We start from the raw sequence: 22890 nt of genomic DNA on the forward strand, positions 1-22890 counted from the left end.
TGCCAAGTTACCGTGACGGCATTTTGTGCATTGCGGTATCATCTTTTAGGCACTGCAGCGATGAGCCGCATGCATATCGGAAGCCGATGATTCGACTGGTCTTTTGACGCTCGCGATTTTCCCTCATATTTCAATCGATTATGCTTGCCGGATTTGATTGGAGGTTGCATTCTGGCCGCCTTCGCAGCCGGGCTTGGGCGGTTCATGCAGGAGTTGACGACAGTCGAATTGCGGCCGGAAGCAGGCGAAGGCGCTGCCGACACTTCCAATTTTTCACCACCTGTCGTGGTAACGCGACCGACACGGACGCAGTCGGCGACACCATTGCGCCACCGGCTGCCGGCCGCAGCTTCGCAATTGCTGCGTGCCGGCATGCGCATGCTGGGCGAGGAGGCGGACCACGGCCGCCTGCTGCTGTTCTCGCCGGTCTTCCTCGGCGCCGGGTCCGCCGTCTGGTTTCTCGCGGCATCGGATTTTCCTCTCGTTGCATCGCTGCTCTGCCTGTTGGCGCTGACCGTGGCGGTTCTCATCGCCAGCCGCAGCCGGGCGGCGGTGCGGGCAACGCTGCTGGCGCTTGCGCTCATGGCCTGCGGCATGGTGACGGCGCAGTTCGAGAGCCGGCGGGCTTCGACCATGATCCTCGATTCCGCCGTGACGACGACGGTGACCGGCCGCGTCGAGCGGCGCGAAGGCGACGGTCGCGGGCGGTGGCGCTACATTCTTGCCGTCACCGGCACCGAGACGCCAGAGGTGAAGCGGCCGCCGGAACGTATCACCGTGATCGCCCGCGGCGCCGACGCGGCCTTCGAGATCGGCGATATCATAACCGGCAGGGCGCGGCTGACGCCGCCCGCAGGCCCAGCGCTTCCCGAGCTCAACGACTTCTCCTTCAGTGCCTATTTCGACGGCATCGGCGCGAATGGCTTCTTCTACGGTAAACCGACGAAAGTCGATGCGCAGGCAGGTCCCCAGGCTGCAAGATCGACAGCGGAAGCGCTGCTCGAAGGGCTCTACCGGCTGCGCAGCGGGATTGGCGACCGCATAAGGTCGATCCTGCCCGGCGACACCGGTGCTTTTGCCGCTGCTCTGGTGACGGATGAGCGGCGCGCCATTTCGGATGCGACGACGGAGGCGCTGCGCCAATCCGGTCTGGCTCATATCATCGCCATCTCCGGTCTCAACATGGCGCTGTCGGCCGGCATCTTCTTCGTCGGCTTCCGGATGCTGCTCAGCCTCTTTCCCGGCATCGCTGAGGCCTACCCGACGAAGAAGATCGCTGCCGCCGGCGCGCTCATCGCCGTCACCGCCTATTTCCTGATCTCCGGCTTTGCGGTCTCTGCCGAACGCGCCTTCATCATGATGGCCATCATGTTGATTGCGGTCTTCTTCGACCGGCCGTCGATCAGCCTGCGCAATGTCGCGCTCTCCGCTCTCGTCATCATTGCCATTTCGCCGTCCGAGGTCTTGGGACCGAGCTTCCAAATGTCCTTTGCCGCGACATTGGCGCTGGTCTCGGGCTATCAGCTGTGGAAGGACCGGCGCGTCCGCGAAAACGCCTTTCTGAAGCTGCCGATCATCCGGCCGGTCGTTACAGTTGCCGGTTTCTTCGGCGGCGTCTTCCTGACCTCGCTGATCGGCGGTTTTTCAACCGCGCTGTTTTCGATCGAGCATTTTCATCGCCTGACCGCCTACGGCCTGCCGGCAAACCTCGCGACGATGCCGATCATCTCCTTCATCATCATGCCGGCAGGTCTGCTGGCGATGCTGCTCATGCCTTTCGGTCTGGATGTTTGGGCCTGGAAGGTCGTCGGATTCGGCCTTGATTTGGTGATCGCGGTCGCAAAGACGGTGTCCGGCTGGGGTGGCAATATCGACGTCGGCCGCTTGCCCGCCTGGTATTTCGCCGTCGCCGTGGCAGGCTTTCTGCTGCTGACGCTGCTCCGCACCCGGTTGCGCCATGTCGGCACATCGATCATCGCGGTCGCAACACTCATCCTGCTGCTTCTGCCGGTTCCCCGGCCGCCGGATCTGGTGATTTCGGAGGATGGCAGTCTCGTCGCGGTCGTCGAGGCGGCGGCAATGGCGTCCAACCGTGAAAGACCGTCGGACTTCATCTTCGACCAGTGGCAGAGAGCGCTGGTCCTGCCGAGGCATGATCCGCCGAAGATGCTGGATGGTCCTGCTATCCCGCCTGAGGGAGAAGACCGCCGCGTCAGGCTTTCCCGCGATCAGCAGAACGAAGCAAGGACCGCGATGCGGACGGCCGCAGCGGGCGGTGACGCAAACCGCTTTTCCTGCGTCAAGAAGGCCTGGTGCATATCAAGGCTCGGCAATGGTCAGGTGGTAACCGTCATCGACAACGCTGCCTATCTCGGCCCGGCATGCGACGCTGCCGATATCGTCGTGACGTCGGTCCGCCTTCGCTTCAACAATTGCCGCTCAGGTGCGACGCTCTTCACCGGTGAGACGCTGCGCAGGACCGGTTCCATCGAGTTGCGCTTCACGGACACCGGCCTGGAGGTCGCAACCGCATTCGATGCATTGTCGCGGCCATGGATGCGCCATCGTGCCTATGACTGGCGCAGCAACAGTTTTACCGAATCCGGCCTGGCCAATGTCAGTGATAGCGGCGAATGAGACCGACGAGTTTACCCTGAACCTTGACACGGTCCGGCCCGAAAATCCGGGTCTCGTAAGCCGGGTTGGCCGCTTCCAGCGCGATCGAGGCGCCCTTGCGGCGGAAGCGCTTGAGTGTCGCTTCTTCGTCGTCGACGAGAGCAACGACGATGTCGCCCGGACTTGCGGTACTGCCGTTGCGGATGATCACGGTGTCGCCGTCGAAGATGCCGGCGTCGATCATCGAATCGCCCTTGACCTCGAGCGCATAATGTTCACCGGAGCCGAGCATGTCGGCCGGAACGACGATGTCGTGGGTATTGTTCTGGATCGCCGAGATCGGCACACCGGCAGCGATTCGGCCCATGACCGGCACGGAGACCGAGTTGCCGTTGTCGGCGACGGGTTTTGCGGGAGCAGGAGTGGCGACCGGCTGCGGCTTGCCGAGGCTGCCCTCGATGACGCTCGGCGAAAAGCCGCGCCGGGGCTGAATGCTCGGGCTGTAGGCCTCCGGAAGCTTGATGACCTCGAGCGCGCGGGCGCGATTCGGTAGGCGGCGAATGAAGCCTCGCTCCTCAAGCGCTGTAATCAAGCGATGAATCCCGGACTTGGAGGCGAGGTCCAGGGCATCCTTCATTTCGTCGAAAGATGGCGGAACGCCGGATTCCTTCATGCGCTCATGAATGAAAAGGAGAAGCTCCTGTTGTTTGCGCGTGAGCATCGACGTTGTGACCTCGTGATTGAAACAAATCCAGAACAGACACTATATGTTCCATATGTGTTCCGCAAGTAGCTAAATTTCCGTAAAACTTGGTGCCAACTCGTTGAGATTTTTATTTTCATTCGCCGGATTGGGACACAAGTCTTGTATTGAGGGTGGCGCTGCACATCTCTTGATCTTTCCAGGAGGGAGATCATGAACGCGCATTCCGCCAAACCGCACCCGCTGGATCATGTCGTGCTGCCGGTCGTCAACATCGATCTGGCGCGCGAGAGGCTCGGCAAGCTCGGCTTCACCGTTGCCGCCGATGCGCGCCATCCCTTCGGAACGGAGAATGCCTGCGTCTTTTTTGCCGACAAGACCTATCTGGAGCCGCTCGGGATTGCGAGCGTCAAGGAGAGCGAGGCGTCGGCGCGCCAAGGCAATGTCTTCACGGCCCGCAACCAGGCCTTCCGTTTCCGCTGCGGCGCGGAGGGGCTTTCGGGGCTGGCTTTCGGCAGCAAGGATGCCGGCATCGATCATCAGGATTTCGTCGGCAACGGATCGAGCGCCGGCGAGATGCTGCAGTTCACCCGGCCGATGACGATGCCGGACGGTTCTGAGACGATTGCCGGCTTCAAGCTGGCTTTTGCCGGCGACCTGCGCGCGCCTGATCTCCTGCTTTTCACCGTCGAGCGCGTCAATCCGCTGCCGGCCGACCGCGCCGCGCTGGAGGCGCATGTCAATGGCGTCACCGGCATAGTCGAGATCGCGCTTTGCACGCCGGAGCCGGCCGCCTTCGCTGCCTTCGTCAGCCTTGCGGTGGCGCAATCGGCAGTCGAGAAAACCGGTTTCGGCGTCGATATCGCGGCGTCGAATGCGAAAATCAGCCTGATGACGCCGGAAGGGCTGGAGGCCTATTTCGACATCGCCGGCTCATGCGCAGATCGCGGCCTGCGCGGCCGGGCAATCCTCTTTGCTGTCGCCGATCTTGCCGTGACAGAAGCGCATTTGGCTGCTAACGGGGTGACATACACGCGCAAGAACAATCGCATTCTGGTGAAGCCCGCGCCCGGGCAGGGCACGCTCTTCGCCTTCGAGGAAACACGATGAGCACTGATACGAATTCCGAAGTCAGGATCGGCGAAGGCCAAGGCCAGGTCACCTTTTCCAATACCGGCCGTCTGTCGCTGATTGCCGGTCCCTGCCAGATGGAGAGCCGCGGCCACGCCTTCATGGTGGCCGGGACGCTGAAGGAGCTTTGCGCAAAGCTCGGCATCGGCCTCGTCTACAAGAGCTCCTTCGACAAGGCGAACCGAACCTCGCTGTCGGCCGAACGCGGTATCGGGATCGAAAAGGGCATGGAGGTCTTTGCCGACCTCAAGAAGGAATTCGGCTTTCCCGTCCTGACCGACGTTCATACCGCCGAGCAATGCGCAGAGGTGGCAAAGATCGTCGACGTCCTGCAGATCCCGGCCTTCCTCTGCCGCCAGACCGACCTTCTCATCGCCGCCGCCAAGACCGGCCGCGTCGTCAATGTCAAGAAGGGCCAGTTCCTCGCTCCCTGGGATATGAAGAACGTTCTGAAGAAGCTCAACGCCAGCGGCAATCCGAACGTGCTGCTGTGCGAGCGCGGCGCCTCCTTTGGTTACAATACGCTGGTCTCCGACATGCGTTCGCTGCCGATCATGGCGGCGATGGGCGCGCCCGTTATCTTCGATGCCACCCATTCCGTGGCGCAGCCGGGCGGGCAGGGCGATTCCTCCGGCGGTCAGCGGGAATTCGTAGAAACGCTGGCGCGCGCAGCGGTGGCTACCGGTATTGCCGGCGTCTTCGTCGAAACTCATCAGGACCCCGACAATGCCCCTTCCGACGGCCCGAACATGGTCTATCTCAAGGACATGCCGCGGCTTCTCGAAAAGCTGCTTGCCTTCGATGCGGTCGCCAAGGCTTGACGTTCAACAGTCTGACATGATCGTGCTATAGGCCACATCGGAAGGCTGGTCCGAAGGCTATTGCAGCATTGTAATTTGCACGCCTTCGACTAAGACAGGTTTCGAATCATTTATCACCCACCGAGCAGGAAGAACCCATGACTGCAATCACCGATATCATCGCCCGCGAGATTCTCGATAGCCGTGGCAACCCCACCGTCGAAGTCGATGTCTATCTCGAAGATGGCAGCATGGGCCGCGCGGCCGTTCCCTCGGGCGCCTCGACGGGCGCGCATGAGGCGGTCGAACTGCGTGACGGCGGCAAGCGCTATCTGGGCAAGGGCGTCGAAAAGGCGGTCGAAGCCGCCAACACCGAGATCTTCGACGCGATCGGCGGCATCGACGCCGAAAACCAGATCCAGATCGACAACATCATGATCGAGCTGGACGGCACGCCGAACAAGTCTCGTCTCGGCGCCAATGCCATCCTCGGCGTGTCGCTCGCCGTCGCCAAGGCTGCTGCCCAGGCGTCCGGCTTGCCGCTCTACCGTTATGTCGGCGGCGCTTCCGCCAGCCTTCTGCCGGTGCCGATGATGAACATCATCAATGGTGGTGCCCATGCCGACAACCCGATCGATTTCCAGGAATTTATGATCCTGCCGGTCGGCGCCGATTCGATCGCCGAAGCCGTCCGCATGGGTTCGGAAGTCTTCCATACGCTGCGCAAGGAACTTGCTAGCCAGGGCCACAACACCAATGTCGGCGATGAAGGCGGTTTCGCACCGGGACTGAAGAGCGCGCCTGAGGCCCTCGACTTCATCATGAAGTCGATCGAGAAAGCCGGCTACAAGCCGGGCGACGACATGTGCCTCGGCCTCGACTGCGCCTCGACCGAATTCTTCAAGGACGGCAAATACGTTCTCGAAGGGGAAGGCCGCACGCTGGAATCGGGCGCCATGGCGGAGTATTTGGCCGAGCTCGCCGCCAACTATCCGATCATCTCGATCGAGGACGGCATGGCCGAAGACGACTGGGACGGCTGGAAGACGCTGACCGACCTGACCGGCAAGAAGACCCAGCTCGTCGGCGACGATCTCTTCGTCACCAACTCCGCCCGTCTTCGCGACGGTATCCGCATGGGTGTTGCCAACTCGATCCTCGTCAAGGTCAACCAGATCGGCACGCTGACGGAGACGCTCGATGCCGTCAACACGGCGCACAAGGCGGCCTATACCGCCGTCATGTCGCACCGCTCCGGCGAGACGGAAGATTCGACCATTGCCGATCTCGCGGTCGCCACCAACTGCGGCCAGATCAAGACCGGGTCGCTGTCGCGTTCCGATCGTCTTGCCAAGTACAACCAGTTGATCCGCATCGAAGAAGGCCTCGGCCCTCAGGCCCAGTATGCCGGCCGCTCGATCATCCGCGGCTGATCGGATCTGACTTTTGATCGTTTAACCCGCGCCTTCCCGGCGCGGGTTTTTTCTTGCCCGTTTTTTAGAGTCAACGAACGGTTAATCTCTGCGCGCTAGATTGAATGAATTGGTAATGCGTTCAAGAGCATGCGTGTATGTGGACAAAGCATCATAAGAAGAGAAGAATCGGTCGCTTCGTCATTCCTGCCATGACGGTCGCCTTCCTTTCCTACTTCGGTTATCATTGCATCCATGGCGATTACGGCCTGCGCGCGACGGAGACATTCGAGCGTCAGCGTGTCGCGCGTGAAAAAGAGCTTGCCGTCTTGAAAGCAAAGCGCGAACATCTGGAAAATCAGGTCGCGCTCTTGAGTGATGGCTCGCTCGACAAGGATATGCTGGACGAAAAAGCGCGCTATCAGCTCAACATGTCGCGCGCCGACGAGATCGTCGTTTTCAACCACTATTCCAATTAACTAGAAACTGGTTAATTGAAATTTTCATAGCTATTTCAACAAATTACCACCGAATACGAGCCATGCAATTATGGCATTGCTGTGGTCATATTTCTTCCCTATGGTACGCGCCACCAAGAACCGACAAACCCATAGGGAGGGTTGAATGGCGCCGCGAAAGACCGCGACCGTTTCCAGCCGCAAAACTGCAGCAAAACCGGCAGCCAAAGCATCGAATGGAGGCCCGGTAGCCGACTTCGATCGCGATGAGGAGCTCAAGGCCTATCGCGAGATGCTGCTGATCCGCCGCTTCGAGGAGAAGGCCGGTCAGCTATACGGCATGGGCTTCATTGGCGGCTTTTGCCACCTCTACATCGGTCAGGAAGCTGTCGTCGTCGGCATGCAGATGGCGCAAAAGGAAGGCGACCAGGTCATCACCGCCTATCGCGACCACGGCCACATGCTCGCAACCGGCATGGAAGCGCGCGGCGTCATGGCGGAACTGACCGGGCGTCGTAGCGGCTATTCCCACGGGAAGGGCGGCTCGATGCACATGTTCTCGAAAGAGAAGCATTTCTACGGCGGCCACGGCATCGTCGGCGCCCAGGTCTCGCTCGGAACGGGTCTTGCCTTTGCAAACCGCTACCGTGGCAATGACAATGTCTCCATCGCCTATTTCGGCGACGGCGCCGCCAACCAGGGCCAGGTCTACGAGAGCTTCAACATGGCGGCTCTCTGGAAGCTGCCGATCGTCTATATCGTCGAGAACAACCGTTACGCCATGGGCACGTCGACCGCACGCGCCACCGCGCAGTCGAATTACTCGCTGCGCGGATCCGGCTTCGGCATTCCCGGCATTCAGGTCGATGGCATGGACGTGCGTGCCGTCAAGGCCGCAGCCGACGAGGCGCTCGAACATTGCCGTTCCGGCAAGGGCCCGATCATTCTCGAAATGCTGACCTATCGTTATCGCGGTCACTCGATGTCCGACCCGGCGAAGTATCGCTCCAAGGACGAAGTGCAAAAGATGCGCTCCGAGCATGACCCGATCGAACAGGTCAAGGCTCGCCTCGTCGAAAAGGGCTGGGCTTCCGAAGACGACCTGAAGGCGATCGACAAGGATGTTCGCGACATCGTCGCCGACAGCGCCGACTTCGCCCAGGCCGATCCGGAGCCGGATGCATCCGAGCTCTACACCGACATTCTGCTGTAATCGGGGAGGGAACCCATGCCTATCGATATCCTCATGCCCGCCCTCTCTCCGACGATGGAAGAAGGCACGCTGTCCAAATGGCTGAAGCAGGAAGGTGACAAGGTCACCTCTGGCGACGTGATCGCCGAAATCGAAACCGACAAGGCGACGATGGAAGTCGAAGCCGTCGACGAAGGCGTCATCGGCAAGCTGCTCGTCGATGCCGGCACCGAAGGCGTCAAGGTCAACACCAAGATCGCCGTGCTGCTGCAGGACGGCGAATCCGCTTCGGACATTTCCGCCGCCAAGCCGGCGGCCGCGCCAGCGCCGGAAGTTGCCCAGGAAGAGAAGCCGACCAACACGGGTTCTGCCGCAGCACCCCTTCCGGCCGAGCCGAAGGCTGTCGTTCCGAACGATCCTGAAATCCCGGCCGGCACCGAAATGGTGTCGACGACCGTGCGCGAAGCGCTCCGCGACGCCATGGCCGAGGAAATGCGCGCCGACGAAAACGTCTTTGTCATGGGCGAGGAAGTCGCCGAATATCAGGGCGCCTACAAGGTCACGCAGGGGCTGCTGCAGGAATTTGGTCCGCGCCGCGTCGTCGATACGCCGATTACCGAGCACGGCTTTGCCGGCGTCGGCGTCGGTGCAGCCATGGCCGGCCTTCGGCCGATCGTCGAGTTCATGACCTTCAACTTCGCCATGCAGGCGATCGACCAGATCATCAACTCCGCTGCCAAGACGCTTTATATGTCCGGCGGCCAGATGGGCGCTCCGATCGTCTTCCGCGGCCCGAATGGTGCAGCGGCTCGCGTCGGCGCCCAGCACAGCCAGGACTATGCGGCCTGGTACAGCGCAATCCCCGGCCTGAAGGTCGTCATGCCCTATACGGCATCCGACGCCAAGGGCTTGCTGAAGGCGGCAATTCGAGACCCGAACCCGGTCATCTTCCTGGAAAACGAAATTCTCTACGGCCAGCATTTTGATGTGCCGAAGCTCGACAATTTCGTCCTTCCGATCGGCAAGGCGCGTATCCATCGTCCGGGCAAGGACGTCACGGTCGTCTCCTTCGGAATCGGCATGAGTTATGCAACCAAGGCTGTCGCCGAACTCGAGAAGCTCGGCATCGACGTCGAACTGATCGACCTTCGCACCATCCGCCCGATGGACCTGCCGACCGTGATCGAATCGGTGAAGAAGACCGGCCGTCTGGTCACCGTCGAGGAAGGTTATCCGCAGTCCTCCGTCGGCACCGAAATCGCCACCCGCGTCATGCAGCAGGCCTTCGACTATCTCGATGCGCCGATCCTGACGATCGCAGGCAAGGACGTTCCGATGCCTTACGCCGCCAATCTCGAAAAGCTCGCCCTTCCGAACGTCGGCGAAGTGGTCGATGCGGTGAAGGCTGTTTGCTACAAATAAGGGGAGGGTGTTTCGATGCCGATCAATATCACGATGCCCGCCCTCTCTCCGACCATGGAGGAAGGCAATCTTTCCAAATGGCTGGTCAAGGAAGGCGACAAGGTCAAGTCCGGCGATGTGATCGCCGAGATCGAGACCGACAAGGCGACGATGGAAGTCGAAGCCGTCGATGAAGGCACGGTCGCCAAGCTCGTCGTTGCCGCCGGCACCGAAGGCGTCAAAGTCAATGCGCTGATCGCGGTTCTCGCCGCCGATGGCGAAGATGTCTCCGCTGCCGCCAGTGGTGCGGGTTCCTCCGCCCCGGCACCGAAGGCAGACGGTGCAGCCGCGCCGAAGGCCGAAGCTGCACCGGCTCCGGCCCCGTCTACTCCGGCTGCGGCGCCTGCCAACATCGCCGCACCCGCCTCAGTTTCGGTTGATGGCAACCGCACCTTCTCTTCGCCGCTTGCCCGCAGGCTGGCCAAGGAAGCCGGTATCGACCTTTCTGCAGTCGCAGGCTCCGGCCCGCACGGCCGCGTCGTCAAGAGCGACATCGAGGCCGCCGTTGCCGGCGGTGGCGCCAAGGCTGCCGCTGCGCCTGCACCCGCTGCCACCCCGCAGGCTGCCGCGCCGGCGCCGGCCGCTGCTGCACCGAAGGGCGCTTCCGAGGAGGCCGTGCTCAAGCTCTTCGAACCGGGCTCCTACGAGCTCGTGCCGCATGACGGCATGCGCAAGACGATTGCCAAGCGCCTGGTCGAATCCAAGCAGACGATCCCGCATTTCTACGTCAGCGTCGATTGCGAGCTCGATGCGCTGCTGGCGCTGCGCGCCCAGCTCAACGATGCGGCCCCGCGAAAGGATGGCGGCGCTCCGGCCTACAAGCTCTCCGTCAACGATATGGTCATCAAGGCCATGGCGCTGTCGCTGCGCGACGTTCCGGATGCCAACGTCTCCTGGACCGACAACAACATGGTCAAGCACAAGCATGCCGATGTCGGCGTCGCGGTCTCGATCCCCGGCGGCCTGATCACGCCGATCATCCGCAAGGCCGAGCAAAAGACGCTGTCGGTGATCTCCAACGAGATGCGCGATCTCGGCAAGCGTGCCAAGGACCGCAAGCTGAAGCCCGAGGAATATCAGGGCGGCACCAGCTCGGTCTCGAACATGGGCATGATGGGCGTCAAGGTGTTTTCAGCCGTCATCAACCCGCCGCATGCGACGATCCTCGCGGTCGGCGCCGGCGAACAGCGGGTCGTCGTCAAGAAGGGCGAAATGGCGATTGCCACCGTAATGTCGGTCACGCTCTCGACCGACCATCGCTGTGTCGATGGCGCGCTCGGCGCCGAGCTGCTCCAGGCCTTCAAGGGCTACATCGAGAACCCGATGGGCATGCTTGTCTGATAGCGGCACGAGGCGGAAATGACCAAGACCGTTCTTTGCTATGGCGACTCGCTGACCTGGGGTTATGACGCCGAGACGATCGGCCGTCATGATTACAAGAATCGCTGGACGAGCGTGCTTCAGGCAGCGCTCGGCGGTGACGCGCGTATCATCGCCGAAGGCTTGAACGGTCGCACCACCGCTTTCGACGACCATCTCGCCGATTGCGACCGCAACGGTGCGCGCATCCTGCCGACGATCCTGCAGACGCATGCGCCGCTCGACCTCGTCATCCTTCTGCTCGGCACCAATGACATGAAGCCGGTCGTGGCAGGCTCGGCCTTTGCCGCATGCCAGGGCATCAGCCGGCTCGTGCGGCTGATCCGCAATCATGCCTGGCCCTTCGAATTCGATGGGCCGGAGATTCTGATCGTGGCGCCGCCGGCGATCCGCGCGACGGGCAATGTGCCCTTCGCCGCATCGTTTCCCGGCGGCATCGAGGAATCGGCAAAACTTGCGACGCTTTATCGTGATCTTGCCGACGAACTCGGTTGCGGCTTCTTCGACGGCAATTCCGTCGCCAAGACCACACCGATCGATGGCATTCACCTCGATGCGGAGAATACGCGTGCGCTTGGACGCGGGTTGGAATCGATCGTGCGGATGATGCTGGGGATCTGAGCATGACCTCCTTCATCGCCCTCCGGCAGGCCTCACGGCGGGATGCCTCGGAGCTGGCGATTCTGGCGGATATCGCATCTCGCGGTTTTGCCTCCTGGCTTTGGTTTGCCGGTGTGGAAAACGGCGTGAGCGACACGCCGCTGGAGCTGGGCCGGCTGAAGATGGGCGAGGAGGAAGCTGTCGGCGGCTGGCGGGATGCCGTCATTGCCGAGGCCTATGGGGAGGTCGCGGGTGTGGCGATCGGCCATGCGCTGAATGAGGGGATAGGCGATATCGAGGCGACGATTCCGGCGACCGCACCGATGCTCGCCTTGCAGAAGACGGTGGTCGGAAGCTGGTTCATCGGCAGTCTCGGCGTCTATCGCCATCTGCGCGGCATCGGCATCGGACGGAGGCTGCTGGACGATCAGATCGACAGGGCCGATCGCCGGCCCGTCAGCCTGATCACCGCAAGCGACAACGAAGCGGCTTTGTCGCTTTATGGAAGAAACGGATTCCTGGAGGCTGCGCGCGCCGATGCCGTGCCGCTCTTCGAAAACAGCAAGAGACATGCTTGGGTGCTCATGACCCGCAGCGCAGCGTAACAAAGGCAGGAAACACATGGCTGAATCCTACGACGTCATCATCATCGGTTCGGGCCCCGGCGGCTATGTCGCTGCCATCCGCGCCAGCCAGCTCGGCCTCAAGACCGCGATCGTCGAGCGCGAGCATATGGGCGGCATCTGCCTGAACTGGGGCTGCATCCCGACCAAGGCGCTGCTGCGCTCGGCCGAGGTGCTCGACCACGCCAATCACTTCAAGGATTACGGCCTCGTTCTCGAAGGCACGGTCAAGCCGGATGCCAAGGCCGTCGTTGGCCGTTCGCGCGCCGTCTCCGCCCGTCTGAATGCCGGCGTCGGCTTCCTGATGAAGAAGAACAAGATCGACATCATCTGGGGCGAAGCGAAGATCACCAAGCCCGGTGAGATCGTCGTCGGCAAGTCGTCGAAGCCCGTCGTCGAACCGCAGCATCCGCTGCCGAAGAACGTCAAGAGCGGCGAGGGCACCTATACCGCCAAGCACATCATCATCGCCACCGGCGCCCGCCCGCGCGCGCTGCCCGGCATCGAGCCGGATGGCAAGCTGATCTGGACCTATTTCGAGGCGCTGAAGCCGGATGTTCTGCCGAAGTCGCTGATCGTCATGGGCTCGGGCGCGATCGGCATCGAATTCGCCAGCTTCTATCGCTCGATGGGCGTCGACGTGACGGTCGTCGAAGTCATGCCGACCATCATGCCGGTCGAGGATGCCGAGATCACCGCGATCGCCCGCAAGCAGCTTGAAAAGCGCGGCCTCAAGATCTTCACCAGCGCCAAGGTCACCAAGGTCGAGAAGGCCGGCGACAGCGTCACCGCCCATGTCGAGACGGCCGATGGCAAGGTACAGCAGATCACCGCCGACCGGTTGATTTCGGCCGTCGGCGTTCAGGGCAATATCGAAAATCTCGGTCTCGAGGCGCTCGGCGTCAAGACCGACCGCGGCTGCGTCGTCATCGATGGCTACGGCAAGACCAATGTCGCGGGCATCTATGCGATCGGCGATGTCGCCGGCCCACCGATGCTGGCGCACAAGGCAGAGCATGAAGGCGTCGTCTGCGTCGAAAAGATCGCCGGCCTGCCGAACGTTCATCCCACAGACAAGGGCAAGGTCCCGGGCTGCACCTATTGCAATCCGCAGGTCGCTTCCGTCGGCATCACCGAAGCCAAGGCCAAGGAACTGGGCCGCGACATCCGCGTTGGCCGCTTCTCCTTCGCAGCGAACGGCAAGGCGATCGCGCTCGGTGAAGACCAGGGCATGGTGAAAGTAATCTTCGACAAGAAGACCGGTGAACTGCTCGGCGCCCATATGGTCGGCGCCGAAGTCACCGAACTCATCCAGGGCTTCGTCGTCGCGATGAATCTCGAGACGACCGAGGAAGAGCTGATGCACACGATCTTCCCGCATCCGACTGTGTCCGAAACGATGAAGGAAGCGGTGCTCGATGCGTACGGCCGCGTTCTGAACGCTTGATACTTTCCAATGCCGCCCTTTATGTCGGGGTGGCAAAGCCACCTCCACCAGGGTGGAAAAAAACGAAAGGAAATCATCATGTCTATGGAGACGCAGGCGTTGCTGGTGTTTTTGTTGATCGGCCTGGTTGCAGGCTTCCTTGCAAGCCTGGTCGTCGGTGGCGGCGGGCTGATAAGATGCCTGCTGAGCGGCATCATCGGCGCCTTCGTCGGCGGCTATCTGTTCAGCACGCTCGGCATTTCGCTGGGCATTGAAAATGCGCTTGTGGTGCAGATCATCCACGCCACCGTCGGTGCCATCATCGTGGTTCTGATCGCCAGAGCGGTCGCTTGAAGAGCAACTGAGGGCCAACTTGAGGGTAGGGGAAGGCATGGAAAGCGTCGGCTGGATTTCGGCAATCATCATCGGCGGGCTTGCAGGCTGGCTCGCCGGCAAGCTGATGGAAGCGCGCTTCGGGATTTTCCTGAATATCGTGCTCGGCATTGTCGGCTCGGTCGTCGCAAGTGCCATCCTCGCGCAGTTTCATCTCGAGGTGGTCGGCGGGCGGCTCGGTTATTTCGTGACGGGTTTCCTCGGCGCCTGCTTGTTGATATTCCTTGCGCGGCTGGTGCGGCGCTAGATCCGAATGAGATTTGCCGCATAGGGGCGGTAGAAGGCTGAAACTGCAATGGTGACGATCCTCGATACGATCAATCCCGACGCCAAGCGCGTGCGGCATCCGGAGAAGGCGCATCGGCCGGATACGGAAGTCATGCGCAAGCCGGACTGGATTCGCGTCAAGGCGCCGACCTCCAAGGGTTATGCCGAGACGCGCGCGATCGTGAAGGAGCACAAGCTCGTCACCGTCTGCGAGGAGGCCGGCTGCCCGAATATCGGCGAGTGCTGGGACAAGAAGCACGCGACCTTCATGATCATGGGCGAGATCTGTACCCGCGCCTGCGCCTTCTGCAATGTCGCCACCGGCAAGCCGAACGCGCTCGACATGGCCGAGCCGGAGAATGTCGCCAAGGCGGTCAAGGAGATGGGCCTCAGCCACGTCGTCATCACCTCGGTCGACCGTGACGACCTGGAGGACGGCGGCGCCGAACACTTCGAAAAGGTGATCTGGGCAATCCGCGCGGCCTCACCGATGACGACGATCGAGATCCTGACTCCCGACTTCCTGAAGAAGCCGGGTGCGCTGGAACGCGTCGTCGCCGCCAAACCCGACGTCTTCAACCACAATATGGAAACGGTGCCCGGCAATTATCTGACGGTTCGCCCCGGCGCCCGCTACTTCCATTCCGTCCGCCTGCTGCAGCGGGTGAAGGAACTCGATCCCACCATGTTCACCAAATCGGGCATCATGGTCGGTCTCGGCGAAGAGCGGAATGAAGTCCTCCAGCTGATGGACGATCTGCGCACCGCCGATGTCGACTTCCTGACGATCGGCCAGTACCTGCAGCCGACCCGCAAGCACCATAAGGTAGAAAGCTTCGTCACGCCCGACGAGTTCAAGTCCTACGAGACCGTCGCCTACAGCAAGGGCTTCCTAATGGTCGCCTCCAGCCCGCTGACCCGCTCCTCCCACCATGCCGGCGACGACTTTGCCCGGCTGAGAGCTGCGCGCGAGAAGAAGCTGCTGATGGCAGCCGAGTAAGATCCGGCGGCGATTTTCGTCGCGGTCAGACTGCTGAGACTGCCGAACAACTCTTCCTTCATCATGCTCGGGCTTTGTCCTTTTGCTGTCTGGTTCGCGCGGATGGCTGCCCCTCACCCTAACCCTCTCCCCGTAAAAACGGGGCGAGGGGACGTGGCAAACGCAACGTTGAGGTTGGGGGAAGCCGGTGCGGCATGTCCCTTCGCCCCGTTTACGGGGAGAAGGTGCCGGCAGGCGGATGAGGGGCCGGCATCGGCAATCTCCCGGGCCGTGTTCTGGATCGGTGTCCGGCAGCAGCTCTCACGAGCGCTCGACCTTCGCTGCGTCTCCATCAAATCAAAAATGCAACTGCAATGTCAGCTCAGGGCCGGCGGATAGCCCATTGCAACGCGGGATAGCTGCCGATCATCTCGAACGCGCCGGCGCCGACTGCTTCGCGAACGGCGACCGCGACGCCGCTATGGGCGTGATCGAGAGCGTCGTGCCAATCGTCGCCGGCGACGATACCGCCCGATTTTACCTTACACCGCAACACTTTGAGCTCCTCGGCCGTGCCATCATAGGAGTGCGAAGAATCCAGATAGACCCAGTCGAGATGGTTGTCGGGAAGCTGCTCCAGGAAAGACACCGAATAGTCGACATGAACCGATACGCTTGCGCCTTGCGCAGATCTTTTGATACGTCGCGAGGCCACATCGTGGGCGCGGCTCGTCGATAACCGGCCATTGGCGGTATAGACGCCCCAGTCTGGATAGTGATTTCCGAAAATCAGCCACCAAGGGTCGACGAAATAGGCGGATTTCGGTTTGGCCCGATCAAGCAGAATGGTCGAGAACAATCCGGTGAACACGCCAAACTCGGCGCCGACACCACCCTTGGGGAACAAATCGCAGAGGAATTGTCTGCTCTTCAATCGGTGATCGGACAAAAACTCAGCCCGTAGAAATTTCGAGTCGAATGGTATGTTGCCAACTGAAAGTATATCTTGTGCATTTCTGATAAAGTGTTCTGTCAAGAAGCTCATTCGCGCGATCATCCATAAATTGTCGGCAATCTGTAGGTTATGTGGTGGTATCAAACAAGAGATATTATTGGCGAGAGTAGATTGTATAGATATCTATGATCCATCAGAAATATTGAGTTCCGATAGGATGTGCGGAGTATTTTATGGATATTTGTTTATTTCTATTGGCGCCATGACGAGCGAGAAGCAACAGCCTTCTCTTGTCAGTGATTGTTAGGGATCCGCGGTGCCGACGATGAGAATATTTAGGCCATCGCGGGCATCGCCGAGCACGGCCCGAAGTGCCGGTTCTTCAGCTAAAATCCCGGGCCCAGATGCGCGAGCTTCTTGATCTTCTCGGCCCGCCCGATTAATTGCGGCTTATGCCGCAATTCGAAACGCACCGTCCCGTCCCGCACACGCCCGAGCAGATGTTCGATCTCGTCGCCGATGTCGAGCGTTATCCGGAATTCCTGCCGCTCTGCGAAGCACTCGCCATCAGGAGCCGCAAGGAGCGCGACGGCAAGATCCTGCTCGTCGCCGACATGACGGTCGGCTACAAGGCGATCCGCGAGACCTTCACGACGCAGGTGCTGCTGAACCGGGCCGAACACGTCATCGAGGTCAAATATATCGATGGCCCCTTCAAATATCTCGACAATCGCTGGCACTTTGCCGAGACGCCATCTGGCGGCTGCACCGTCGATTTCTTCATCGACTACGAGTTCAAGAGCCGCATCCTAGGCGCGTTGATGGGCTCGATGTTCGACCGCGCCTTCCGCATGTTCACCGAAGCCTTCGAGACGCGCGCAAACAGGATCTACACGCCGGCCCGATGAGCGAACCGGCGTCAGGCAGCAAGGAGCGAGCGCACCATCTCCAGCGCCGTCCTGATCGTTGCCAATCGAACCTCGCTGCGGCCGATATCGCCATAGAGCATTTTCCGATGGATGAGCGAGCCGGCGCGCGATTTGGCGGCGAGATGCACGAGGCCGACCGGTTTTTCCGGCGATCCGCCGCCGGGGCCGGCAATGCCGGTGACGGCGACGGCGATCTCGGCGCGTGAGCGGAAGAGGGCGCCATGCACCATCTGCCGCGCCGTTTCCTCGGAGACCGCCCCGAAACGCGAAAGCGTTTCCGTCTGCACGCCGAGCATCTCGATCTTTGCGCTATTCGTATAGGTGACGAAGCCGCGGTCGACGACGGCGGACGAACCCGAAATCTCCGTCAGCGCCCCGGCGATCAGCCCGCCGGTGCAGGATTCGGCGGTCGAGACCATCAGCCCTGCAGCCGTGAAGTCGCGGACGATCGCCTCCGCCGTCGAAATAATATCCTGAGGAAAAAGGCTCATCATTTCTTTCCGCGATAGACGACGGTCGCCGTGGCGATCGCCGCGATGCCTTCGCGCCGGCCGACGAAGCCGATCGTCTCGTTGGTCGTCGCCTTGACCGAGCAACGCTCGATATCGATGCCGAGATAGTCCGATAGTTTCGCCCGCATGGCGTCGCGATGCGGGCCGACCTTGGGCGCCTCGGCGATCAGCGAGACGTCGGCATTCATGATCGTGCCGCCGCGCTCGCGCACGATCCGGGCGGCATGCTCGATGAAGATCCGCGAGGCCGCCCCCTTCCATTGCGGGTCGGACGGCGGGAAATGATCGCCGATATCGCCGGCGCCGCAGGTGGCGAGCAGCGCGTCCGTCAGCGCATGCAGCGCAACGTCGGCATCCGAGTGACCTTTCAGTTTCTGGTCATGCGGAATGAACACGCCGCAGAGTGTCACGCCATCGCCCGCTACGAGCTGGTGCACGTCGTAGCCGTTGCCTGTGCGCACGTCCGGAAGCAGCGAAGACGAGAGCTTGTCGTCGGCCATGGCGATATCGTTCTTGACCGTCAGCTTGACGTTGTCGTTCGTGCCCTCGACGATCGTCACCGGAATGCCCATCCATTCGGCGATCGAGGCGTCGTCGGTGAAATCGCTTCGTCCGCTCGCGGCTGCCTTCTCATGCGCCTCGAGGATCTTGTCGAAGGCGAAGGATTGCGGCGTCTGGGCCGCGTAGAGATGCTCGCGTGAAACCGTTGTCAGCACGGTGCCGGTATTGTCGGCGCGTTTCAGCGTATCGATGACCGGGATCGCCGGCAGCACCGCCGGCGCCCCGGCGTCAAGGCTCTCGGCGATGCGATCGAGAAGCGCATGATCGAAGAACGGCCGCACGGCATCATGGATCAGTACATGGCTGATGTGCTTGTCCTTGAGGTATCTGAGGCCGGCGAGCACGGATTGCTGCCGGGTCGCACCCCCATGCACCGTTTCGATCGGCGTTGCCGAGATGATGTGGCGGAAGGCTCTCGCATACAGCGCCTCGTCATCGGGGTGAATGACGACGACGATCTCAGTTGCTGCTTCCCATGTCATGAAGTTTTCAAGCGTATGCACGATAACCGGCTTGCCGCCGATCATGCGATACTGCTTGGGGCCTTCCTTGGAGGATCCTGCGCGCTCGCCGCGGCCAGCCGCCACGATGACAATTCCAGCCGATATCGGTTGCTTAGAAGGCATTTGCAGCATAAATCCCCTAAAATATGCGGAATTGACCCGAGTGCTCTAACGTCTTGCTTTGGCCTTTTCCAGCATCTGCCCGAAAAATATCAATTCCCCTCCCAGCCCCCTTGGCAAGTCAGGGAATAATGGCTAAAAATAATGCAGTTCTATTGTGTGCCCGAAAGATAATCATTTGATTTCCCAGGACCTCGCAGCGCCTTTTCGAATCGGACCCGTGTCCGTGCGGAACCGCGTTGTACTGGCGCCGATGTCCGGCGTCACGGATATGCCCTTCCGCGAGCTTGCGTGGCGCTTCGGCGCCGGCCTCGTCGTCACCGAGATGGTGGCGAGCCGCGAACTGGTCAACGACACGGCTGAATCCTGGTCGCGGCTCAGCGCTGCGGGCTTCCGGCCGCATATGGTGCAGCTTGCCGGGCGCGAGGCGCACTGGATGGCGGAGGCGGCCAAGATCGCCGCCGATCACGGCGCCGATATCATCGACATCAACATGGGCTGTCCGGCAAAGAAAGTGATCGGCGGTTATTCCGGCTCGGCGCTGATGCGCGACCCCGACCACGCGCTCGGCCTCATCGAGGCGACGGTCAAAGCCGTCGACATTCCGGTGACGCTGAAGATGCGCCTTGGCTGGGATGAGAATTCGATCAACGCGCCTGATATCGCCCGCCGCGCCGAGGCGGCCGGCATCCAGCTTGTGACCATTCATGGGCGCACCCGCATGCAATTCTATGAAGGCCGCGCCGATTGGGATGCGATCCGCGCCGTCCGCGAAGTGGTCGCCATTCCGTTGGTCGCCAACGGCGATGTCGAAACCACAGCTGACGCGCAGGAAATATTGCGCCGCTCCGGCGCCGATGCCGTGATGATCGGCAGGGGCTGCCAGGGCAGGCCGTGGCATGCCGGCGTCATATCAGGTGCGCCCGCACCGCAATCCCCGGAGATCGCCGAGATCGCCGTCGAGCATTACCGGATGATGCTGGATTTCTACGGCGAAGCGGTGGCAATCCGCCACGCTCGCAAGCACCTTGGCTGGTATCTCCAGCGTTTCGCCCCGGCTCTGTCAGGCGCTGAAAAGGCCGAGATCATGACCTCGCGCGACCCGCGCGAGGTGGCGACGCGCCTTTACGATGCGTTGGCTGTGAATATTGTCGACAGCCGGGAGGCGGCATGATGAAGGATATGACATCTCCGTCCGATCACGCCGGCGGGACCGTCGCCATGGCCGTGCTGAACGCTATCCAGAATCCCGTCGTCATGGTCGACGAATCCGGCTTCGTCGTTTTCGCCAATTGGGAAGCCGAGGCCTTTTTCGGCGCCAGCGCCTCGCATCTGGCTCGTTACCGCATCTCGACCTTCATTCCTTTCGGCAGCCCGCTGCTTGCCCTGATCGACCAGGTGCGCGAGCGCAAGGCGCCGGTCAACGAATATCGCGTCGACCTGAGTTCGCCCCGCCTCGGCCAGGACAAGCTCGTCGATCTCTATGTCGCCCCGGTGCTTAGCGAGCCCGGCGCCGTCGTCATCGTTTTTCAGGAACGCTCGATGGCCGACAAGATCGACCGGCAGCTGACGCATCGCGCCGCCGCCCGCTCGGTGACCGGCCTTGCCTCGATGCTGGCGCATGAGATCAAGAATCCGCTCTCCGGCATACGGGGTGCTGCCCAGCTGCTCGAACAGTCCGCGGTCGATGAGGACCGTGCGCTGACCCGGCTGATCTGCGACGAGACCGATCGCATCGTCTCGCTGGTCGATCGGATGGAAGTCTTTTCCGACGAACGCCCTGTCGACCGCATGCCGGTCAATATCCATTCGGTGCTCGATCATGTGAAGGCCGTCGCCAAGGCGGGTTTTGCCCGCAACATCCGCGTCACCGAGAGTTACGATCCGTCGCTGCCGGCCGTCTATGCCAATCGCGACCAGCTCGTCCAGGTCTTCCTCAATCTGGTTAAGAACGCCGCCGAAGCGGTCGGCGATCGGCCGGACGGCGAAATCATGCTGACCACGGCCTATCGCCCGGGCATCCGTCTTTCGGTCGCCGGCACGCGCGAAAAGATCTCGTTGCCGCTGGAATTCTGCGTCCACGACAACGGCCCTGGCGTTCCCCTCGATCTGTTGCCGCATCTCTTCGATCCCTTCATCACCACCAAGCCGAACGGCAGCGGCCTCGGCCTGGCGCTCGTCGCCAAGATCATCGGCGATCACGGCGGCATCATCGAATGCGACAGCCAGAACAGCCGCACGACATTCCGCGTTCTCATGCCGGCGTCGAAGGACGCCTCGCTTGAAGACGCCTCTATAGCAAGCTCGACAGGACCTTCTCGATGACAGCCACGATCCTCGTTGCAGATGATGATGCGGCCATCCGGACCGTGCTCAACCAGGCTTTGAGCCGCGCCGGTTATGACGTCCGCATCACCTCCAACGCCGCTACCCTCTGGCGCTGGATTTCGGCAGGCGAGGGCGATCTGGTCGTCACCGATGTGGTGATGCCCGACGAGAACGCCTTCGATCTGCTGCCGCGCATCAAGAAGGCGCGGCCCGACCTGCCGGTCCTCGTCATGAGCGCCCAGAACACCTTCATGACCGCCATCAAGGCCTCGGAGAAAGGCGCTTACGATTATCTGCCGAAGCCCTTCGACCTCACCGAGCTGATCGGCATCATCGGCCGAGCGCTGGCCGAGCCGAAGCGCAAGCCCGCCAAGCTCGAAGACGACATGCAGGACGGCATGCCGCTCGTCGGCCGGTCGGCGGCGATGCAGGAAATCTACCGCGTGCTCGCCCGGCTGATGCAGACGGACCTGACACTGATGATCACCGGCGAATCCGGCACCGGCAAGGAACTCGTCGCCCGCGCGCTGCATGATTACGGCAAGCGCCGCAACGGCCCGTTCGTCGCAATCAACATGGCGGCGATCCCGCGCGACCTGATCGAATCCGAACTCTTTGGCCATGAGAAGGGTGCCTTCACCGGCGCGCAGACCCGCTCGACCGGCCGCTTCGAGCAGGCCGAAGGCGGCACGCTCTTCCTCGACGAGATCGGCGACATGCCGATGGACGCCCAGACGCGGCTCTTACGCGTCCTGCAGCAGGGCGAATACACTACCGTCGGCGGCCGCACGCCGATCCGCACCGACGTGCGCATCGTTGCCGCCACCAACAAGGACCTGAAGCAGGCGATCAACCAGGGCCTCTTCCGCGAAGATCTCTATTACCGCCTCAATGTCGTGCCACTGCGCCTGCCGCCGCTGCGCGACCGCGCCGAGGACATTCCCGATCTGGTGCGCCATTTCATCCAGCAGGCCGAAAAGGAAGGTCTTGGCTCCAAGCGTTTCGATCAGGAAGCGCTCGAACTGATGAAGGCCTATGCCTGGCCGGGCAACGTCCGCGAGCTGGAAAACCTCATCCGCCGCCTGATGGCGCTCTATCCGCAGGAAGTCATCACCCGCGAGATCATCGACGCGGAACTGCGTTCCGACGTGCCCGACAGCCCGATCGACAAGGGGCCGATGCGCAGCGGCTCGATGACGATCGCCCAGGCCGTCGAGGAGAACATGCGCAGCTACTTCGCCGGCTTCGGCGACAATCTGCCGCCGCCCGGCCTCTATGATCGCGTGCTGACAGAAATGGAGTATCCGCTGATCCTCGCCGCCCTGACGGCGACACGCGGCAACCAGATCAAGGCGGCCGATCTTCTCGGTCTCAACCGCAACACCTTGCGCAAGAAGATCAGGGAGCTCGGCGTCTCGGTCTACAGGAGTTCCCGAACCGCCTGAGGTCGCTCGGCGGCGCGATGAAAAGAAGGCGGCGGGCCCTCATGTTTGCCCACCGCCCACCCCTCCCGGCGTCCGCCGCCACGGTCGGGAGGAACG

Annotated in this window: 22 protein-coding genes and 1 pseudogene; 19 read left to right on the forward strand and 4 right to left on the reverse strand. The window is 61.7% G+C overall.

What is annotated here, in order from left to right; translation table 11 throughout:
• Positions 1-204: 204 nt before the first annotated feature.
• The gene (locus BA011_RS06370; RefSeq protein WP_065279814.1) at positions 205-2637 is read left to right on the forward strand and encodes a ComEC/Rec2 family competence protein; all 2433 of its coding nucleotides are present in this window, start codon (positions 205-207) and stop codon (positions 2635-2637) included.
• Here the strand turns inward: BA011_RS06370 and lexA are convergent.
• Complete coding sequence (gene lexA, locus BA011_RS06375; RefSeq protein ID WP_003539306.1) at positions 2618-3337, reverse strand: transcriptional repressor LexA; 720 nt, start codon at positions 3335-3337, stop codon at positions 2618-2620. The genes BA011_RS06370 and lexA overlap by 20 nt on opposite strands.
• A 195-nt stretch (positions 3338-3532) precedes the next feature.
• Here lexA and BA011_RS06380 point away from each other — a divergent pair, with 195 nt between their 5' ends.
• From BA011_RS06380 to lipA, 13 genes are all read left to right on the forward strand, one after another.
• Complete coding sequence (locus BA011_RS06380) at positions 3533-4429, forward strand: VOC family protein (protein WP_065279815.1); 897 nt, start codon at positions 3533-3535, stop codon at positions 4427-4429.
• Positions 4426-5271 carry a 3-deoxy-8-phosphooctulonate synthase gene (gene kdsA, locus BA011_RS06385; protein ID WP_065279816.1) on the forward strand — a complete coding sequence of 282 codons (846 nt, stop codon included), beginning with the start codon at positions 4426-4428 and terminating at the stop codon, positions 5269-5271. Before BA011_RS06380 ends, kdsA begins: the two co-directional genes overlap by 4 nt.
• 137 nt (positions 5272-5408) lie before the next feature.
• Complete coding sequence (gene eno / locus BA011_RS06390; RefSeq protein ID WP_065279817.1) at positions 5409-6683, forward strand: phosphopyruvate hydratase; 1275 nt, start codon at positions 5409-5411, stop codon at positions 6681-6683.
• 137 nt (positions 6684-6820) lie between these two features.
• The gene (locus BA011_RS06395; protein WP_017960293.1) at positions 6821-7141 is read left to right on the forward strand and encodes an FtsB family cell division protein; all 321 of its coding nucleotides are present in this window, start codon (positions 6821-6823) and stop codon (positions 7139-7141) included.
• A 145-nt stretch (positions 7142-7286) separates the two neighbouring features.
• Positions 7287-8333 (forward strand): pyruvate dehydrogenase (acetyl-transferring) E1 component subunit alpha, encoded by a 1047-nt coding sequence (gene pdhA, locus BA011_RS06400; protein WP_065279818.1) that lies wholly within the window; start codon positions 7287-7289, stop codon positions 8331-8333.
• 15 nt (positions 8334-8348) lie between these two features.
• A complete protein-coding gene (locus tag BA011_RS06405; RefSeq protein WP_065279819.1) occupies positions 8349-9734 on the forward strand; it encodes a pyruvate dehydrogenase complex E1 component subunit beta in 1386 nt (461 codons plus the stop codon).
• A gap of 15 nt (positions 9735-9749) precedes the next feature.
• Positions 9750-11114 (forward strand): pyruvate dehydrogenase complex dihydrolipoamide acetyltransferase, encoded by a 1365-nt coding sequence (locus BA011_RS06410; RefSeq protein ID WP_065279820.1) that lies wholly within the window; start codon positions 9750-9752, stop codon positions 11112-11114.
• 18 nt (positions 11115-11132) lie between these two features.
• Entirely contained in the window at positions 11133-11774 is a 642-nt protein-coding gene (locus BA011_RS06415) for an SGNH/GDSL hydrolase family protein (protein WP_065279821.1), read from the forward strand.
• A gap of 2 nt (positions 11775-11776) precedes the next feature.
• Positions 11777-12358, forward strand: a complete 582-nt coding sequence (locus BA011_RS06420; RefSeq protein ID WP_065279822.1) for a GNAT family N-acetyltransferase — start codon at positions 11777-11779, stop codon at positions 12356-12358.
• 16 nt (positions 12359-12374) lie between these two features.
• Positions 12375-13823 (forward strand): dihydrolipoyl dehydrogenase, encoded by a 1449-nt coding sequence (gene lpdA, locus BA011_RS06425; RefSeq protein WP_065279823.1) that lies wholly within the window; start codon positions 12375-12377, stop codon positions 13821-13823.
• Positions 13824-13901: 78 nt separating this feature from the next.
• Positions 13902-14156: a GlsB/YeaQ/YmgE family stress response membrane protein gene (locus BA011_RS06430; RefSeq protein WP_017960300.1), complete on the forward strand. Its 255-nt coding sequence runs from the start codon at positions 13902-13904 to the stop codon at positions 14154-14156.
• 37 nt (positions 14157-14193) lie between these two features.
• Positions 14194-14442: a GlsB/YeaQ/YmgE family stress response membrane protein gene (locus BA011_RS06435; protein WP_065279824.1), complete on the forward strand. Its 249-nt coding sequence runs from the start codon at positions 14194-14196 to the stop codon at positions 14440-14442.
• Between the two features lie 48 nt (positions 14443-14490).
• Entirely contained in the window at positions 14491-15462 is a 972-nt protein-coding gene (gene lipA / locus BA011_RS06440) for a lipoyl synthase (protein ID WP_003559117.1), read from the forward strand.
• A 361-nt stretch (positions 15463-15823) separates the two neighbouring features.
• On the opposite strand, the gene BA011_RS06445 is transcribed toward lipA, so the two are convergent.
• Entirely contained in the window at positions 15824-16498 is a 675-nt protein-coding gene (locus tag BA011_RS06445) for a class I SAM-dependent methyltransferase (protein WP_237352591.1), read from the reverse strand.
• Positions 16499-16738: 240 nt separating this feature from the next.
• Between BA011_RS06445 and BA011_RS44970 the strand changes: the two are divergent.
• Together BA011_RS44970 and BA011_RS06450 are read left to right on the forward strand one after the other, a co-directional pair.
• Positions 16739-16839, forward strand: a pseudogene (locus tag BA011_RS44970) (AAA family ATPase); the annotation flags it as partial.
• A 9-nt stretch (positions 16840-16848) separates the two neighbouring features.
• On the forward strand, positions 16849-17304 hold the full coding sequence (locus BA011_RS06450) for a type II toxin-antitoxin system RatA family toxin (RefSeq protein ID WP_017993995.1): 456 nt from the start codon (positions 16849-16851) through the stop codon (positions 17302-17304).
• A gap of 11 nt (positions 17305-17315) precedes the next feature.
• On the opposite strand, the gene BA011_RS06455 is transcribed toward BA011_RS06450, so the two are convergent.
• Both BA011_RS06455 and BA011_RS06460 read right to left on the reverse strand, forming a co-directional pair.
• Positions 17316-17819 carry a CinA family protein gene (locus tag BA011_RS06455; protein ID WP_186806511.1) on the reverse strand — a complete coding sequence of 168 codons (504 nt, stop codon included), beginning with the start codon at positions 17817-17819 and terminating at the stop codon, positions 17316-17318.
• The gene (locus BA011_RS06460; RefSeq protein WP_065279826.1) at positions 17816-19033 is read right to left on the reverse strand and encodes a bifunctional 2-C-methyl-D-erythritol 4-phosphate cytidylyltransferase/2-C-methyl-D-erythritol 2,4-cyclodiphosphate synthase; all 1218 of its coding nucleotides are present in this window, start codon (positions 19031-19033) and stop codon (positions 17816-17818) included. Before BA011_RS06460 ends, BA011_RS06455 begins: the two co-directional genes overlap by 4 nt.
• Positions 19034-19178: 145 nt before the next feature.
• Between BA011_RS06460 and dusB the strand changes: the two genes are divergently transcribed.
• From dusB to ntrC, 3 genes are read left to right on the forward strand one after another with little or no spacing between them, the layout of a single operon-like run.
• Positions 19179-20195 (forward strand): tRNA dihydrouridine synthase DusB, encoded by a 1017-nt coding sequence (gene dusB, locus BA011_RS06465; protein ID WP_186806512.1) that lies wholly within the window; start codon positions 19179-19181, stop codon positions 20193-20195.
• The gene (locus BA011_RS06470; RefSeq protein WP_027665947.1) at positions 20192-21346 is read left to right on the forward strand and encodes a two-component system sensor histidine kinase NtrB; all 1155 of its coding nucleotides are present in this window, start codon (positions 20192-20194) and stop codon (positions 21344-21346) included. The genes dusB and BA011_RS06470 overlap by 4 nt, the downstream gene beginning before the upstream one ends.
• Positions 21343-22794 (forward strand): nitrogen regulation protein NR(I), encoded by a 1452-nt coding sequence (gene ntrC / locus BA011_RS06475; protein ID WP_017960308.1) that lies wholly within the window; start codon positions 21343-21345, stop codon positions 22792-22794. The genes BA011_RS06470 and ntrC overlap by 4 nt, the downstream gene beginning before the upstream one ends.
• The last annotated feature ends 96 nt before the right edge of the window (positions 22795-22890 follow it).

Source organism: Rhizobium leguminosarum, assembly GCF_001679785.1.
Taxonomy (GTDB): Bacteria; Pseudomonadota; Alphaproteobacteria; order Rhizobiales; family Rhizobiaceae; genus Rhizobium; species Rhizobium leguminosarum_R.

Excerpts from the sequence above, each read along its gene's own strand:
- BA011_RS06370 (WP_065279814.1), top strand. The coding sequence starts at position 205 with ATGCAGGAGTTGACGACAGTCGAATTGCGGCCGGAAGCAGGCGAAGGC.
- lexA (WP_003539306.1), bottom strand. The coding sequence starts at position 3,337 with ATGCTCACGCGCAAACAACAGGAGCTTCTCCTTTTCATTCATGAGCGC.
- BA011_RS06380 (WP_065279815.1), top strand. The coding sequence starts at position 3,533 with ATGAACGCGCATTCCGCCAAACCGCACCCGCTGGATCATGTCGTGCTG.
- kdsA (WP_065279816.1), top strand. The coding sequence starts at position 4,426 with ATGAGCACTGATACGAATTCCGAAGTCAGGATCGGCGAAGGCCAAGGC.
- eno (WP_065279817.1), top strand. The coding sequence starts at position 5,409 with ATGACTGCAATCACCGATATCATCGCCCGCGAGATTCTCGATAGCCGT.
- BA011_RS06395 (WP_017960293.1), top strand. The coding sequence starts at position 6,821 with ATGTGGACAAAGCATCATAAGAAGAGAAGAATCGGTCGCTTCGTCATT.
- pdhA (WP_065279818.1), top strand. The coding sequence starts at position 7,287 with ATGGCGCCGCGAAAGACCGCGACCGTTTCCAGCCGCAAAACTGCAGCA.
- BA011_RS06405 (WP_065279819.1), top strand. The coding sequence starts at position 8,349 with ATGCCTATCGATATCCTCATGCCCGCCCTCTCTCCGACGATGGAAGAA.
- BA011_RS06410 (WP_065279820.1), top strand. The coding sequence starts at position 9,750 with ATGCCGATCAATATCACGATGCCCGCCCTCTCTCCGACCATGGAGGAA.
- BA011_RS06415 (WP_065279821.1), top strand. The coding sequence starts at position 11,133 with ATGACCAAGACCGTTCTTTGCTATGGCGACTCGCTGACCTGGGGTTAT.
- BA011_RS06420 (WP_065279822.1), top strand. The coding sequence starts at position 11,777 with ATGACCTCCTTCATCGCCCTCCGGCAGGCCTCACGGCGGGATGCCTCG.
- lpdA (WP_065279823.1), top strand. The coding sequence starts at position 12,375 with ATGGCTGAATCCTACGACGTCATCATCATCGGTTCGGGCCCCGGCGGC.
- BA011_RS06430 (WP_017960300.1), top strand. The coding sequence starts at position 13,902 with ATGTCTATGGAGACGCAGGCGTTGCTGGTGTTTTTGTTGATCGGCCTG.
- BA011_RS06435 (WP_065279824.1), top strand. The coding sequence starts at position 14,194 with ATGGAAAGCGTCGGCTGGATTTCGGCAATCATCATCGGCGGGCTTGCA.
- lipA (WP_003559117.1), top strand. The coding sequence starts at position 14,491 with ATGGTGACGATCCTCGATACGATCAATCCCGACGCCAAGCGCGTGCGG.
- BA011_RS06445 (WP_237352591.1), bottom strand. The coding sequence starts at position 16,498 with ATGATCGCGCGAATGAGCTTCTTGACAGAACACTTTATCAGAAATGCA.
- BA011_RS06450 (WP_017993995.1), top strand. The coding sequence starts at position 16,849 with ATGCCGCAATTCGAAACGCACCGTCCCGTCCCGCACACGCCCGAGCAG.
- BA011_RS06455 (WP_186806511.1), bottom strand. The coding sequence starts at position 17,819 with ATGATGAGCCTTTTTCCTCAGGATATTATTTCGACGGCGGAGGCGATC.
- BA011_RS06460 (WP_065279826.1), bottom strand. The coding sequence starts at position 19,033 with ATGCTGCAAATGCCTTCTAAGCAACCGATATCGGCTGGAATTGTCATC.
- BA011_RS06470 (WP_027665947.1), top strand. The coding sequence starts at position 20,192 with ATGATGAAGGATATGACATCTCCGTCCGATCACGCCGGCGGGACCGTC.
- ntrC (WP_017960308.1), top strand. The coding sequence starts at position 21,343 with ATGACAGCCACGATCCTCGTTGCAGATGATGATGCGGCCATCCGGACC.